Here is a 15513-nt window from a genome sequence, read left to right as displayed (position 1 = left end):
AGGACCAAGGCATGCCGGGGGAAAACCCGCCTCGCGCGGGATCGGCCGTTTCCGGCGGCCATGACGATTCCGATAGCAATGGCTCCGTCACGACAGGCGGTGGCCTGAAGAGGCGCGTCGGCGCCCGCACCGCCGGCTTTCTTGCCACCTCAGCTCTTGCCGGCCCGCTCACCTCGTTTGCCGCCCATGCCGAGCCGGCCATTGCGCAGAAGGCCGGACTGTCGGTCAGCGCGGTCGAAGTCATCCAGCTCGCCATGTTCGTCGGCGTCATGGGCGCGGCACTGGTCTCGGCCATCTTCCTGATCCGCGAAAGAGCCCGCACCTCGGCGCAGAATGTCGAACTCAGAGCCCGCATTGCCGACATCAATGCGGCGCTGCAGCGCTCCGAGGCGCTGCTCAATCTGCGTGACCAGCGCGTCATCGTCTGGGCGTCGGAGAACAAGAAGCCGGAGCTGATCGGCACGCTGCCGCTGGAAAGCGGTGCGCCGGACGACCGTGCAGCCTTCCTCGCCTTCGGCCGCTGGCTGATGCCGCGCTCGGCGGCGGCGCTCGAAAATGCCGTCGCTGGTCTGCGCGAGAAAGCGAAACCCTTTGATCTCGTGATCGAATCGCAGGCCGGGGCGCCGCTTGAAGTGCATGGCCGCAAGAGCGCCGCGCATGTGCTGGTGCGCTTCGTCTCGCTGTCGGAAACTCAGAGGAGCCAGGCCAGGCTGAAGATCGAGAACCAGCGTCTGGCCGCCGACTACGAGACCATGATCGGCCTGCTCGACGCCTTGCCGATGCCGGCCTGGCTGCGCGCCACCGACGGGCGGCTGAAATGGGTCAACCGTGCCTATGCCGGAGCGGTCGAGGCACCGAACGCCGAGACCGCCGTGCGCGAAGCCAAGGAATTCCTCGGCGCCCAAGCGCGCGAACAGATCGCCGCGCAGCACAAATCGCGCCCAATCTTCGAACAAACGCTGTCGACAGTGATCGAGGGCGACCGCCGCGTGTTCGCCGTCACCGACTTCGCCGGTGCGGACGGCTCGGCCGGCCTTGCCTGCGACACCAGCGCCACCGAAACCATTCGCGGCGAATATGAGCGCACGGTGCGCAGCCATGCCGACACGCTCGACCAGCTCAACACGGCGGTGGCGATCTTCGATGCCAACGAGAAGTTGCGCTTCTTCAACCAGGCGTTCCAGAAACTGTGGGGGCTGGACCCGGGCTTCCTGCACAGCGCGCCCGACAATGCGCTGCTGCTCGACCGGCTGCGCAGCGAAGGCAAGATCGCCGAGCAGCCGGAATGGCGGCGTTGGAAAGAAGGCCTGCTTGGCGCCTACCGCGCGGTGGAATCGCAAGAGCATTGGTGGCATCTGCCCGACGGCAAGACCATCCGCGTGGTCGCCAACCCCCAGCCGAAGGGCGGCGTGACCTGGGTGTTCGAGAACCTGACCGAGAAGATGGACCTCGAAAGCCGCTACCAGACGGCGGTGCGGGTCCAGGGCGAAACGCTCGACAATCTGGCCGAAGGCGTCGCCGTGTTCGGTCCCGATGGGCGGCTGCGCCTGTCGAACCCGGCCTTTGTCGCGCTGTGGGGACTGAGCCAGGATGTGATCAAGCCCAACGTCCATGTCTCGGCGATCCGCGATCTCAGCGACCAGCGCGCCGTCGACAGCCCGTGGGGCGGGTTCGTCGCCGCCATCACCGGTTTCGACGACGAGCGCCGCGACCGCCATGGCCAGACCGAACTGAAGAACGGCACCGTGCTCAGCTACGCCGTCATCCCGCTGCCCAACGGCCAGGTGATGATGACCTTTGTGGACGTCACCGACAGCGTCAATGTCGAGCGCGCGCTGAAGGACAAGAACGAAGCGCTGCAGAAATCCGACCAGCTGAAGAACGAGTTCGTGCAGCACGTCTCCTACGAGCTGCGCTCGCCGCTGACCAACATCATCGGCTTCACCGAGCTTCTGTCGCTGCCGGCGACCGGGCCGCTCAGCCCAAAGCAGCGCGAATATGTCGAGCATGTCGGCTCGTCATCCTCGGTGCTGCTCACCATCGTCAACGACATACTCGACCTCGCCACCGTCGACGCCGGCATCATGCAGCTCGACATTTCGGAGGTAAGCGTCGAGCGCACCATCGAGGCCGCGGCCGAACTGGTCGCCGACCGGCTGCAAGAGCATTCGATCAAGCTCCGGATCGACGCCGCTGCGGCGCCGAAGAGTTTTCACGGCGACGAGACCCGGGTTCGCCAGATCCTCTACAATCTGCTCAGCAACGCGGCCAATTACGCGCCGGAGGCGAGCACTATCACGCTTGCCTGCCGGCATTTGGAGCAAGGTGTGGAATTCTCCGTCCATGACAACGGCCCCGGCATGCCGCCGGACCTGCTCGATTCGGTGTTCCGCCGCTTCGAGCCGCGCACCAATGGCGGGCGCCGGCGCGGTGCGGGCTTAGGCCTGTCGATCGTCAAGAGCTTTGTCGAGCTGCACGGCGGCAGCGTGCGCATCGAGACCGGCAAGGACAAGGGCACCACCGTCATCTGCACCTTCCCCGATGCACCGTCGGGCATCCGCGCCGCGGCCGAGTAGCGCGCTCGATGACTGTTGTTGTGCCGGAGCGTTTTCTCGCCGACGAGGCTGCGACCTCAAGGCTCGGCGAAGACCTGGCCATGGCGCTGCGGCCGGGCGACGTGCTGGCGCTCAAGGGCGATCTCGGCGCCGGCAAGTCAACGCTGGCGCGGGCCCTGATCAGGGCGCTGGCCGATGATGCCGGCCTCGATGTGCCGAGCCCTACCTTCACCTTGGTGCAAAGCTACGACACGCGCATCCCCGTGCACCATTTCGATCTCTATCGCCTGTCCTCGGCCGGCGAGATGGACGAGCTGGGTTTCGACGAGGCGCTGCTGCAGGGCGCTGCCCTTGTCGAGTGGCCGGAACGGGCGGAGGCCGCTTTTCCGAGAACGTCGATCTGGATCGAACTCGTCCATCAGGACGAAGGACGATTGGCGAAACTATCGGGCCAAGGCGTTGCCTTCGAACGCGTGGCGCGATCGCTGGCGATGCGCGATTTCCTCAAAACGGCCGGTTGGGGCGACGCCGCGCGGCGCCATTTCGTCGGCGACGCCTCGGCGCGCTCTTACGAGATTGTTTCGCTCGCCGGCCTTGCGCCGCGCGTGCTGATGAATTCGCCGCGGCTGGTGCTGGGGCCGCCGGTGCGGGACGGCAAGCCCTATGCCGTGATCGCCCACACGGCGCAGTCGGTCACCGCTTTCGTCGCCATCGACAAGGCGCTGCTGTCGCAAGGTGTCAGTGTCCCAAAAATCCATGCCGAGGATCTCGAACGGGGCTTTCTGCTGCTGGAGCATCTAGGCTCGGAAGGTTTTCTCGACGGCAATGATGAGCCGGTGGCCGAGCGCTACGCGGCAGCGGCCGAATTGCTGGCGATGATGCATGGGAAGACCTGGCCGCAGCGCATGGAGGCCGTGCCGGGCGTCTTCCATGAGGTGCCGCCGTTCGATCGCGACGCCATGCTGATCGAAGCCGATCTCTTGGTCGATTGGTATGTGCCGATGGTGACCGGCAGCCCGGCAAGCGAGGCTTTACGCGCCGGCTATCACAGGGAATGGAACGCGGTTCTCGATCGGCTGGACACACAGGAATACACGCTGATGCTGCGCGACTTCCATTCGCCCAACATCATCTGGCGCGGTGACCGCAAAGGCCACGACCGCCTCGGCATCGTCGACGTCCAGGACGCGCTGATGGGTCCTGCGGCCTATGACGTTGCGTCGCTGGCCATGGATGCCCGCGTCACCGTTTCGCCCGATATCGAGCAGCGGACCGTGGACGCCTATGTCGCTGCGCGCCACGCCGCCGGCGGCTTCGATGAGGACGCCTTCCGCGCAGCCTATGCGATCATGGCGGCGCAGCGCAATTCAAAGATCCTCGGCATTTTCGTGCGGCTCGAAAAGCGCGACGGTAAGCCCTATTATCTCCGACACCTGCCGCGCATCCGCGATTATCTCAGGCGGGCGCTGGCGCACCCGGCGCTGGCTCAGCTGAAGGAGTTTTACATGGCACATGGCCTGCTGGAGGAACGGCTCCCGTGACCTTGACCACAGCGATGGTGCTGGCGGCGGGTCTTGGCAAGCGCATGCGGCCGATCACCGACACCATGCCGAAGCCGCTGGTGCGGATCGCCGGCAGGACCTTGCTCGACTGGGGGCTGGACAGTCTCGAAGCGGCCGGCGTCGAGAAAGCCATCGTCAACGTGCACTATCTGCCGGACCAGATCGTCGCCCATATAGCCCACAGGCGGGCGCCAAAGATCGTCATTTCCGACGAGCGCGACGCACTGCTGAATTCGGCGGGTGGCATCGTCAAGGCATTGCCGCTGCTGGGCAGCGACCCCTTCTACATCATCAACGCCGATACGTTCTGGATCGACAGCGGCCAGCCCAGCCTCGAGCGCCTTGCCCTTGCATGGGACGGCGCGAAAATGGATATTCTGCTGATGCTTACCGATCTCGACTCGGCCACCGGACACGGTGTCGGCACGGATTTCCTGATGGCGCCGGATGGCGGCCTGCGGCGCTCGAAAGGCGATCCGGCCGGGTTGATCTATGCCGGAGCGGCAATCGTCAATCCCGCCATCTTCAGGGATGCGCCGGCCGGGGCGCATTCGCTCAACACCTATTTCGACAAGGCAATCGCCTCTGGCCGTCTGTTCGGCATGCAGATGCGCGGAAGCTGGATCACCGTCGGCACTCCCGACGCCATTCCGCAGGCGGAAGCGGCCGCCGCCGAAGCTCTCGCGAAGGTGGTATGAGCGGCGCGCGCCGCGTTCTTTCGATCCCGCCCGGAGCGCCATTCCTGCCGACTCTGGCCGAGGCCTTGCTGGCCGGACGGCTGGTGCCCGGCTTCCGGTTCGACGGCGATCCGCTGGCGCTGGCTGATGTCACCATCTATGTGCCGACACGGCGCGCGGCCCGTGCGCTGCGCGGCGCTTTTGTCGACGCGCTTTCGGGACCGGGGGGGAGCCGCCGTTCGGCGATCCTGCCGGTCATCCGCCCGCTCGGAGAGTTCGACGAGGACGAAGCCGCCTTCGACGCCGGCACGCCGACCGAGCTTGAAATGGCGCCGCCGATCGCAGCCATCGAACGCCTGCTGCTACTGGCGCCGCTGGTGCGGGCCTGGAAGCGCACCTTGCCGGCGCATGTCCTTGATATGTTCAACGAAGAGATCGTCGTGCCGGCCTCCGCCGCCGATGCGATCTGGCTGGCGCGCGACCTCGCCCGGCTGATGGACGAGATCGAAACCGAAGGCACGGACTGGACCAGGCTTGCCGATCTGGTCACCGGCAATCTTGCCGGATGGTGGCTTGTGACGCTCGATTTCCTCCGTATCGTCACCGAGGCCTGGCCGAAATTGCTGGAGGAGCGCGACCGCTCCAACCCGGCCGCGCACCGCAATGCGCTGATCCGGCGCGAGGCGAAGCGGCTGGAACGCAACCCGCCCAAAGGCCCGGTGATCGCCGCCGGCTCGACGGGCTCTATTCCCGCCACGGCCGAACTGCTTGCCACGGTCGCCAGCCTGCCCAACGGCGCCGTGGTGCTGCCCGGGCTCGATGGGATGCTGGACGAACCGTCTTTTGCCGCGATTGGGGCGCCCGGTGCGCGGCCGGCACTGCTTGGCCACCCGCAATACGGCATGGCCAAGCTGATCGGCAAGATTGGCGTGCTGCGTGGCGATGTCGAGGAAGTGGTCTCCGCCGAGCCCGCACTGGCGCTCCGCGCGGCCCTTGTCGGCGAGGCGCTGCGGCCGGCCGAGACCACGGAATTATGGGCCGAGACCCGCATATGCTTCAACGCCGTAGACATCGCCGAGGCCTTCGCCGACGTGACGCTGATCGAAGCCGCCAGCGAACGCGACGAGGCGGCGGCGATCGCCATCGCGCTGAAAACCGCCGTGGAACAGCCGGGACTAAGGGCAGCGCTCGTTACCGGCGACCGCTGGCTGGCGCGGCGCGTCTCGGCCGAGCTGTTGCGCTTCGGCGTGATCGCCGACGATTCCGGCGGCACGCCGCTCGCCAACACGCCTGCCGCCAGCCTGCTGCGGCTCACACTTCAAGCGGTATTCCGGCCCGGCGATCCCGTCGGCCTTTTGTCGCTGCTCAAGCATCCGCTGCTCGGGCTCGGACTTGAGCGCACCGGCGTGCGCCATGCCGCCGAGCTCATCGAACTCGTGGCGCTGCGCGGCGGCACCGGACGCCCCGACATCGCCTCTTTGCCAGCACTGTTCGAGGAGCGTCTCGCCGGGCTGAGCGGGGACAAGCGCCAGCCCTTCTGGTTTTCGCGCCTGAGCGGGCGCGGCATCGACGATGCCCGCGATATGCTGAGCCGGCTTGTGACGGCACTGGCGCCGCTGACCGCCTTTCGCGGTGAAGAGAACGCCGATCTCGTCGCGTTGACCAGAGCGAGCGTCGCCGCGCTGGAAAATCTCGGCCGCACGGCGGAGGGCAGCCTGGCTGAATTTTATGCCGGCGACGCCGGCGAGAAACTCGCCGAGCTGTTGCGCGGTGTGGTCGCCGCGTCTGCATCGTTCGACTTCCCGGCCGACGAATGGCCTGATGTGATGGACGCGCTGGTAGCACCGGAAACGGTCAAGCCGGGGCAAGGCACAGACCGCAACATCGCGATATGGGGCGCGCTGGAGGCACGGCTGCAGAGCGTCGACACGCTTGTCATTGGCGGGCTGAACGAAGGCGTGTGGCCACGCAAGCCGGAAAGCGATCGCTTCATGTCGCGGTTGATGAAGACCGGCATCGATCTCGAGCCGCCAGAGCGCCGTATCGGCCTTGCCGCCCACGACTTCCAGATGGCGATGGGGGCGAAAAAGGTGGTGCTGACGCGCTCCGCCCGAGCCGGCGACGCACCGGCGGTGCCGTCGCGCTGGCTGCAGCGCATCCTCACCTTCATCGGCAAGGATCCGGCGGCCGCATTGCGCGGGCGCGGCGACGAATTGCTTGCCTGGGCGCGCGCGCTCGATGCCGGCGAGCGGCAGCATTTCGCGCCGCGACCGCAGCCGAAACCGCCGCTGAGCATGCGGCCCACCCACTTCTCGGTGACCGCGATCGAGACGTTGCGACGCGACCCCTATGCGGTCTATGCAAGGCGTATTCTGAGCCTTCTGCCGCTCGAACCGGTGATCCGCGATCCCGGTGCGGCCGAGCGCGGCACGCTGTTTCATGACATCCTGCATCTGTTCTCGACAGAGGTGGCGGATCCCCGCGCGCCCGAAGCTCTGGAACGCCTCATCGCTGCCGGCCGGACCTGCTTTGCCGAGATCGCCCTGCCCGCCGACGTCGAGGCTGTGTGGTGGCCGCGCTTCGAAAAGCTTGCCGCCAACATCATCGAATGGGAGCGCGGCCGCGCTCCCGCCGTCGCCCGGCGGCATGCCGAGGAGCGCGCCGAAAAGACCGCTGTCGGCCGCACCGGCGTGACGCTGTCCGGCTATGCCGACCGCGTCGACCTTTTGGCCGGTGGCATGGCCGACATTCTCGACTACAAGACCGGCTCGTCCCCGTCCAAGGCGCAGGCCCACACGCTGCTGGCGCCACAGCTGGCGCTCGAAGGGGCGCTGCTCCGGCGCGGCGCCTTCAAGGGGCTTGGCGCGCGCGAGCCCTCCCAGCTCGCATTCGTGCGGCTGAAGCCGAATGGCGAAGTGTTCGAGGAATCCATCCTCGACTACAACCGCCAGCCTCGGACCGCCGAAGACCTCGCCGAGGAGGCTTGGGCGCGGTTGGAAAAGCTGCTGGTCCACTATGCCGATCCGACGACCGGCTATCTGTCGCGGGCGCTGCCTTTTCGCGAGGGCGAGAGCGATGGCGATTACGACCATCTGGCGCGCGTGCTCGAATGGTCGGCCGGCGGCGACAGCGATGACGAGGCGGGGGAGGCATGAAAAAAGCCTATCCCATCCCCAGCGAAACCGCCGCCAGCCAGGCGCGCGCCTCCGACCCGAAGAACTCGGCCTGGGTGTCCGCCAATGCCGGCTCGGGCAAGACGCATGTGCTGGCCCAGCGCGTCATCCGGCTGCTGCTCAACGGCACCGATCCGTCGAAGATCCTGTGCCTGACCTATACGCGGGCGGCCGCCGCCAACATGTCGAACCGCGTGTTCTCGACCCTGTCGGAATGGACGGCGCTCGGCGATGCCGAGCTTGCCACAAAGATTGAGGCGGTGGACGGCCGCCGACCCGACCGCGACACGATGCGGCGGGCGCGCCGGCTGTTTGCCGAAGCGCTGGAAACGCCGGGCGGGCTGAAGATCCAGACCATCCACGCCTTCTGCGAATCGGTGCTGCACCAGTTTCCGCTGGAGGCCAACATCCCGGCGCATTTCGAAATGCTCGATCCGCAGATGGAGGCCTCGCTGTTTGCTGGCGCCCGCCGGGACATGATTTCGGGCACGTCAGCCGGAGACACCGGACTGGCCGAGGCCTTTGCCACCGTGCTGGAGCGCGGCGGCGAACACGGACTCGATGCGCTGCTCGCCGAAATCGTGCGCAAGCGCGACGGCTTACGCGGCTTCATCGGTGCGGTCCGGCGCGACGGCGGCGGCTTTCAGGCCCTGTTCGACGAATTCCATTTTCGCCCCGGGCAGAGCGCCGAAGACATAGCGGCATCGGTATGGCCGCTGCCGGGTTTCCTGCCGGACTTCTTTGCAGTGTTCGCCAGTGCCGCCGAGGCCACCGACGCCCGCACCGTGCTCAACAATCTCTTGCCCTATGCCCGCTTGGCCTTTGCCGAGACGGACCCGACCCGCCGGCTGCAGATGCTCGGCAAAGCCTTTCTCAAGGCCGATGGCGACCCCTATGATCCCTCAAAGTTGTTCAAGAAGGCGCTGCTCGGCCGGCTGCCCGACCTTCCCGAGCGCTATCTGGCGGCCGTCAAGTCGATAACAGACGTCTCCGACCGGCTGGCGCTGTTCCGGATGCTGGAAGGCACGGTCGCGGCGTTGACCATAGCCGACTGGCTGATCGTGCGGTACGAGCGCCTGAAGCGCAGCCGCGGCTTTCTCGATTTCAACGACCTCATCATCCGCACCGTCAACCTTCTGGCGCGGCCCGATGCCGGCCCCTGGGTGCAGTACAAGCTCGACCAGGGTATCGACCACATCCTGCTGGACGAGGCGCAGGACACCAGCCCCGACCAATGGGAGGTGGTGAAGCGGCTGGCGGAGGAGTTCTTTGCCGGCCACGGCCAGCGCGGCACGACCAATCGCACGGTGTTCGCCGTCGGCGACGAAAAGCAGTCGATCTATTCCTTTCAGGGTGCCGCGCCGGATTCCTTCGCCGACAGCCGGCTCTTGTTTTCCGGACGCGTGAACGCCGCCAATGCTTCGTTTGCCGACCTGAAACTGACCTGGTCGTTCCGGTCGACCGACGACGTGCTTGCCGCCGTCGACCGCGTCTTTGCCGATCCGGGCGTGCGGCGCGGCATCAGCCATGACCCCGATCCGCTCGACCACAAGGCGATCCGCAACGACGCGCCTGGCTATGTCGAGGTCTGGCCGTCGCTCGGCGCTGACGCCGTCGAGGAGCCCGACGACTGGACGTTGCCGGTCAATCATGCCAGCGCGCCGGCTGTGCGGGTGGCCGAGCACGTGGCTGCGACCATCCAGACCTGGCTCAAGGACCGCGAGATCATCGAGGGCAAGGGACGCAGGCTGAGGGCCGGCGACATTCTTGTGCTGGTGCGCAAGCGCGACCGCTTCGTCCATGCGCTGTCGCGCGCGCTGAAGGACCGCGATATTCCCGTCGCCGGCGCCGACCGGCTGAGCCTGCCCGGCCACATCGCGGTCAAGGACCTGATCGCACTCGGCCATTTCCTCATCCAGCCGCAGGATGACCTGTCGCTCGCCGCCGTGCTGCGCAGCCCGGTTTTCGACGTGTCGGAGGAGACGCTTTTTACGCTTGGCGCCGGACGGCCAGCCGGAACATCGCTGATCGCCTCATTACGCCAGCATGCTGGCGACAATACCGCGCTGACCGATGTCGTTGCCCGGCTCGACGGCTGGGCCAACGAGGCGGCGTTCCGGCCGGTGTTCGAATTCTACGCCGGGGTGCTGGCGCGCGACGGCCTGCGCAAGAAGATGATCGCCCGGCTTGGACCGGAAGCCGGCGATATTCTCGACGAGTTCCTGAGTTTCTGTCTGGCCGAAGAACGCACCGGCTTGCCGGGGCTGGAGGCTTTCCTGGCGACGCTGGAAAACACCGGCCCGGAGATCAAGCGCGAGATGGACCAGACGCGCGACGAGGTCCGCGTCATGACCGTGCATGCCGCCAAGGGCCTGGAAGCGCCTGTTGTCTTCCTGGTCGATGGCGGTTCGGCGCCGTTCAGCGACCAGCATCTGCCGCGGCTCATGCCGTTCGACGCTTCGGGCCGCAATTTCGACGGCAAGGGCTATCTCTGGCGCTCGGCCGCCGATGTCGCCAACGGCTTCTCCAAGGCGGCCTCGGCCAGGGCGCGGGAGCTTGCCGACGACGAATACCGGCGGCTGCTCTATGTCGGCATGACGCGCGCCGAGGACCGGCTGATCGTCTGCGGCTATCACGGCAAGCGTCAGCCCAGCACCGGCACCTGGCATTCGATCGTCAGCCGCGCGCTGACAGGTGCACCCGAAAGCACCGAGCGCCGCCACCCCGCCAGCAGCGAGCCGGTGCACCGTTTCGTCATGACCAAGCTTCCGCCGGTGGCGCAAGCGGCAGCCGACGAGTCGCGGCTGCCGCAACAGGTGCCGCCGCTGCCGGTGGGCTTGTTCCGGCCCTTGCCGCCTTATGAGGAGCTGCCGCGCCCGCTGTCGCCTTCCGGCGCGTCGGCGCTGATCGACGAGGGCAAGGAGGCGGTCGTCGATACGCGTTCGCCGGTGCTGGACAGCGAAGCGGAGCCCGGTTTTGCCGTGATGCGCGGGCTGGCGCTGCACAAGCTGCTGCAGATGCTGCCCGGTTTTGCCGAAGACGAACGGCAAGGCGCGGCGGCGCAGTATCTCATTCGAGCCGGCGCCGACTGGCCGGAGGCCGAGCGCAACAAGGCGCTGGCTTCGGTGATGGCGATCCTCAGAGATTCGCGTTTTGCCGGGCTGTTTTCGCGCTCGTCCCGCGCCGAAGTGGCCGTCATGGGCAGTATCGAGGTCAAGGGCAGGCTGCGCTCGATCTCCGGCAAGATCGACCGGCTGGCGGTGACGCCCGGGCGCGTATCGATCGTCGACTACAAGACCAACCGGCCGGCGCCCGCAGGCCTGGCCCAGGTGCCGCCGGCCTATATACTGCAGCTGGCGCTCTACCGCGCGCTGCTCAAGCCGCTTTACCCCGGCCGCGCAGTGACGGCGGCGCTGCTGTTTACCGAGGCACCGAGGCTTATCGAACTGCCGGCGCAGGCGATGGATGACGCCCTTGCCCGACTCACGGGAGCGTGACACAAGTTCTGCTTGAAGAAGGGCTGCTCAACCACCACATTTGGTGCGAGATAAATTTCGAAAGGATTTCGCATGGCCACCGTCAAGGTCGACAAGAGCAATTTCCAGGCCGATGTGCTCAACGCCTCGCAGCCCGTCGTCGTGGATTTCTGGGCCGAATGGTGCGGCCCCTGCAAGATGATCGGTCCGTCGCTGGAAGAGATCGCCAACGAACTCGGCGACAAGATCAAGATCGCCAAGCTGAACATCGACGAGAACCCCGAGCTTGCCGCCCAGTTCGGCGTGCGCTCGATCCCGACGCTGATGATCTTCAAGGGCGGCGAAGTCGCCGACATGAAGGTCGGCGCCGCGCCGAAGACCGCGCTGTCGCACTGGATCAATGGCAGCCTCGCCTGATCTGGCCTTGTTTTGATGCATGTCGTCCTCCCAAAACCGGGACCACTTTTGGGCGACCTGCATTAGTTCCCGAGATCGAAGCCCGGCCCTCGCGCCGGGCTTTTTCTTTGGCGTCATCGCCCGGCCGCCTCTGGCCCTCGCATCGGCGCACTCCATGTCATCTGCTTGAGGCAGGACAGGGAGAAACAGAATGACCGGATCCGCCAAGGCCACCGTCTTCATCGACAATGAGCGCGTCATCGTCACCGAATACCGCTTCCAGCCCGGCGACAACACCGGCTGGCATCGCCACGGCCACGACTATGTCGTGGTGCCGCTGATGGACGGCAAGGTGAAGCTGGTGACCAAGGACGGCGAGAGTTTTGCCGAGATGAAGAAGGGTGCGCCCTATTTCCGAAAGGAGGGCGTCGAACACGACGTCATTAGCGCCAATGACGGCGAGTATGCCTTCATCGAGATTGAGCTAAGGTGATGGCTTGCCATCCTCTGCCATCTTGATGGCTCGTCCTAAATGGGGGATATATTTTCTCGAAGGTATTTTGAAATGGCCGAACCCCGGCTTTCCGTCCGCAGCGCAAAAGCACGAGATCTTGCGCATCGTCTTGCTCATCGCGAAAACCGCTCGATAGCGGATATCGTCGAACGCGCGCTTGAATCCTATGAGATTCGGGAGGCGGGGCGAGAACCGGCGTCCACCTTCTACTCCCGCCTGACGGCAAGCAGTGGCGCGGATATCGATCTGGAAGAAATCATCCGAAAAAGCCGCAAGGTCCATACAGGGCCGGAGCTTTGATCCTCGTCGACACCAACACAGCTCACCAGTCGGCGATGCGGTCGCCGCCGGCGAATTGCGCGCTTTTTGCGGTGTATTCGAACAGCTCGATCTTCACGCCGTTGGGATCTCGGATCCAGGCCTGAAAGGTGTCGTCGCAGGCATGCTTCTTGGCGGTAACGTCGATGCTCTTCGATTTGATGTGGGCGATCGCCGCGTCTAGATCTTCGACCTCAAGGCAGAAATGATTGATCTGGTTCTGCTCGCTATATGCAGTGCCGTCCTTCTGGAACACCTCGACATGGCTGCGGCCGCCGCAATTGAGGTAGAAGCCGAAGATCTTGCCGTCGCGCAGGAAATTGAACCGGGTGTCGAGGCCAAGCACGTCGCGGTAGAAGCTTCGCGTCGCTTCGAGGTCGTGCGCAAAGATGCAGACATGGGCGAGCTGCTTGACCTTGATCATGTTCGGCTCCTCGCAGTGAATAGCTTCAGGTCGGCGGCGTGCCGTTCTCGGCCAGCACCGCGCCGGCAAGATACAAGGAACCGCCGATCAGGATGCGCGGCGCCGGCCCATCCCAGGTGTCGCGCAACAGCATCAGCGCGCTGGCGACGGAACTAACCGGTTCAGCGGTGAGGCCGGCTTCGGTCGCCCGCACCGCCAGCTCGTCATTCGGCACGCCGGCATCGCTCCTGCTCACCGGCACGGTGTAGACATGCCGTGCCAGGCCCTTGAAGGCGTGGAAGTAGCCGCTCTGGTCCTTGGTGTTGATCATGCCGGAGATCAGAAACAGCGGCCGCGGGTTCTTTTCCTCCTGCTCGGCCAGCGCCTCGGCAATGACCATGCCGGCGCCCGGATTGTGGCCGCCGTCGAGCCAGATGTCGGCGCCCTTGGGCGCCAGCTCCATCAGCCGGCCCTGTACCAGTTTCTGCATGCGGCCCGGCCATGCGACGCTCGCCATCGCCTTCTCAGTGGCGCGATGACTGATTTCGAAACCGGCGGCCTTGACGGCGGCAATCGCTGCCGCCGCATTGGCGAACTGGTGGCGCCCGGGCAGGCGCGGTGGCGGCAGGTCCATCAGCCCGTCCTCATCCTGATAGACCATGCGGCCGTTTTCCTCGAAGGCGAGAAAATCCTGGCCGTAGACGAAGGTCGGGCAATCCAGCCGCTCGGCGGTTTCGATCAGCACTTGCAGCGCCGTCTCGCTCTCCTGCGCGCCGATGACCACCGGGCAGCCGCGCTTCATGATGCCGGCCTTTTCGGCGGCGATCAGTTCGACCCGGTCGCCGAGATAGGCTTCGTGATCCATCGACACCGGCATGATCACCGACACCGCCGGCCGGGCAACGACATTGGTGGCGTCGAAGCGGCCGCCAAGGCCGACCTCGATGATGGCGGCGGCAGCCGGATGTTCGGAAAACAGGATGAAGGTGACGGCGGTTAGGATTTCGAAGACGGTGATCTTCTGGCCTTGATTGGCCCGGGCGACGCGGGCGATGGCCTCGGCGAAGGTCTCGTCGTCGACCAGCCGGCCGCCGCCCTCGGCCGCCAGTCGGTAGCGCTCGGCCCAGTTCACCAGATGCGGCGAAGTGTGGACATGGACAAGGTGGCCGCCGGCTTCCAGCAGCGCGCGCGAAAAGGCCGCGCACGAGCCCTTACCGTTGGTGCCGGCGATATGGATGACCGGCGGCAGCCGCTCCTGCGGATTGCCAAGGCGTTCGAGCAGCCTTGTGATGCGGTCGAGCGAAAGGTCGAAGCCTTTCGGATGCAGCGCCATCAGGGCTTCGATTTCACGATCTGCGGCAAGCGTTGTCATGAGCGAATCCTACGCATGCGCGCAGGTGCACGCAATCGCGGTTTGCGGCCAGAAATGTCGCGTCAGGCCTGCGGGCGGGCTTCCGTCGGGATGACCGACGGCGGCAGGATTTCCGGCTCCAGCGGCTTTTGCTCCTGCGGCAGTTTGAGCAGGATTTTCAACAGCCGTGAAATCGTCTCGCGCAGTTCCAGCCGCGACACCACCATATCGACCATGCCGTGCTCCATCAGATATTCGGAGCGCTGGAAACCGTCCGGCAGTTTCTCCCGGATAGTCTGCTCGATGACGCGCGGGCCCGCGAAGCCGATCAGCGCGCCGGGCTCGGCGATATGCACGTCGCCCAGCATGGCGTAGGAGGCGGTGACGCCGCCGGTGGTCGGGTTGGTCAAGACGACGATGTATGGGAGGCCGGCTTCCTTCAGCCGATCGACGCCGATCGTGGTGCGCGGCAACTGCATCAGCGACAAGATGCCTTCCTGCATACGCGCGCCACCGGAGGCGGCAAACAGGATCAGCGGCCGCTTGCGCTGCAAGGCGACCTCGAAACCGTGCACAATGGCGTCACCCGCGGCCATGCCGAGCGAGCCGCCCATGAAGGCGAAATCCTGCACCGTCACTACAACCGGCAGGCCCTCGACCGTGCCCAGCGCATTGATGATGGCGTCTTCCAGGCCGGTCTTGGCCTTGGCGTCCTTCAGCCGGTCCGTGTAGCGCTTCTCGTCGCGGAACTTGAGCGGGTCCTGCATGACCTTGGGGTTCTCAAGCTGCTCGTATTTGCCGTCGTCGAGGAAGAATTTCAGCCGTTCCTTGGCCGAAATCTTCATGTGATGGCCCGATGACGGGATGACGAACTGGTTGGATTCCAGGTCCTTGTGAAACACCATCTCGCCGGTCTCGGGATCCTTGATCCAGAGATTCTCGGGCATGTCGGTGCGCCGGCCGAGCATCGAATTGATCCTCGGGCGAACGTAATTGGTGATCCAGTTCATCGCTTCGGCTCCTGTCCTGACGAAGAGTTGGTTCGTGCATGTCGCCCAAAAGTGGGAACCGGTTTTGGGATAACGACT

Annotated in this window: 11 protein-coding genes; 8 read left to right on the top strand and 3 right to left on the bottom strand. The window is 65.5% G+C overall.

Translation table 11 applies throughout. The features are described from left to right. Positions 1-11: 11 nt before the first annotated feature. The 8 genes from ACYG97_RS24470 (at position 12) to ACYG97_RS24435 (ending at position 12653) form a co-directional block, all read left to right on the top strand. Entirely contained in the window at positions 12-2576 is a 2565-nt protein-coding gene (locus tag ACYG97_RS24470; protein ID WP_023672300.1) for a sensor histidine kinase, read from the top strand. A gap of 8 nt (positions 2577-2584) precedes the next feature. Continuing rightward, complete coding sequence (gene tsaE / locus ACYG97_RS24465) at positions 2585-4096, top strand: tRNA (adenosine(37)-N6)-threonylcarbamoyltransferase complex ATPase subunit type 1 TsaE (protein ID WP_023732730.1); 1512 nt, start codon at positions 2585-2587, stop codon at positions 4094-4096. Positions 4097-4110: 14 nt separating this feature from the next. Beyond that, positions 4111-4815, top strand: coding sequence for a nucleotidyltransferase family protein (locus tag ACYG97_RS24460; RefSeq protein ID WP_031197320.1), 705 nt, complete (start codon positions 4111-4113; stop codon positions 4813-4815). Beyond that, on the top strand, positions 4812-7949 hold the full coding sequence (gene addB, locus ACYG97_RS24455) for a double-strand break repair protein AddB (RefSeq protein WP_286440518.1): 3138 nt from the start codon (positions 4812-4814) through the stop codon (positions 7947-7949). The genes ACYG97_RS24460 and addB overlap by 4 nt, the downstream gene beginning before the upstream one ends. Then, positions 7946-11464 carry a double-strand break repair helicase AddA gene (addA, locus tag ACYG97_RS24450; protein ID WP_023732731.1) on the top strand — a complete coding sequence of 1173 codons (3519 nt, stop codon included), beginning with the start codon at positions 7946-7948 and terminating at the stop codon, positions 11462-11464. The genes addB and addA overlap by 4 nt, the downstream gene beginning before the upstream one ends. A 72-nt stretch (positions 11465-11536) precedes the next feature. Then, positions 11537-11860: a thioredoxin gene (gene trxA / locus ACYG97_RS24445; protein ID WP_023672297.1), complete on the top strand. Its 324-nt coding sequence runs from the start codon at positions 11537-11539 to the stop codon at positions 11858-11860. A 190-nt stretch (positions 11861-12050) separates the two neighbouring features. Next, positions 12051-12332 carry a cupin domain-containing protein gene (locus ACYG97_RS24440; RefSeq protein ID WP_023696001.1) on the top strand — a complete coding sequence of 94 codons (282 nt, stop codon included), beginning with the start codon at positions 12051-12053 and terminating at the stop codon, positions 12330-12332. A gap of 72 nt (positions 12333-12404) precedes the next feature. Continuing rightward, positions 12405-12653, top strand: coding sequence for a hypothetical protein (locus tag ACYG97_RS24435; RefSeq protein WP_023696002.1), 249 nt, complete (start codon positions 12405-12407; stop codon positions 12651-12653). 22 nt (positions 12654-12675) lie between these two features. Here ACYG97_RS24435 and ACYG97_RS24430 read toward each other — a convergent pair whose 3' ends face one another. From ACYG97_RS24430 to accD, 3 genes are all read right to left on the bottom strand, one after another. After that, positions 12676-13095, bottom strand: a complete 420-nt coding sequence (locus tag ACYG97_RS24430; RefSeq protein ID WP_023696003.1) for a VOC family protein — start codon at positions 13093-13095, stop codon at positions 12676-12678. Between the two features lie 25 nt (positions 13096-13120). Continuing rightward, positions 13121-14446 carry a bifunctional folylpolyglutamate synthase/dihydrofolate synthase gene (locus tag ACYG97_RS24425; RefSeq protein WP_023696004.1) on the bottom strand — a complete coding sequence of 442 codons (1326 nt, stop codon included), beginning with the start codon at positions 14444-14446 and terminating at the stop codon, positions 13121-13123. Positions 14447-14508: 62 nt separating this feature from the next. Then, a complete protein-coding gene (gene accD, locus ACYG97_RS24420; protein WP_023687437.1) occupies positions 14509-15435 on the bottom strand; it encodes an acetyl-CoA carboxylase, carboxyltransferase subunit beta in 927 nt (308 codons plus the stop codon). Positions 15436-15513: the final 78 nt, after the last annotated feature.

The organism is Mesorhizobium sp. W067 (assembly GCF_054719525.1).
Note: the sequence above shows the minus strand (reverse complement) of the source record. Positions and strands in the feature narration are given on the sequence as shown.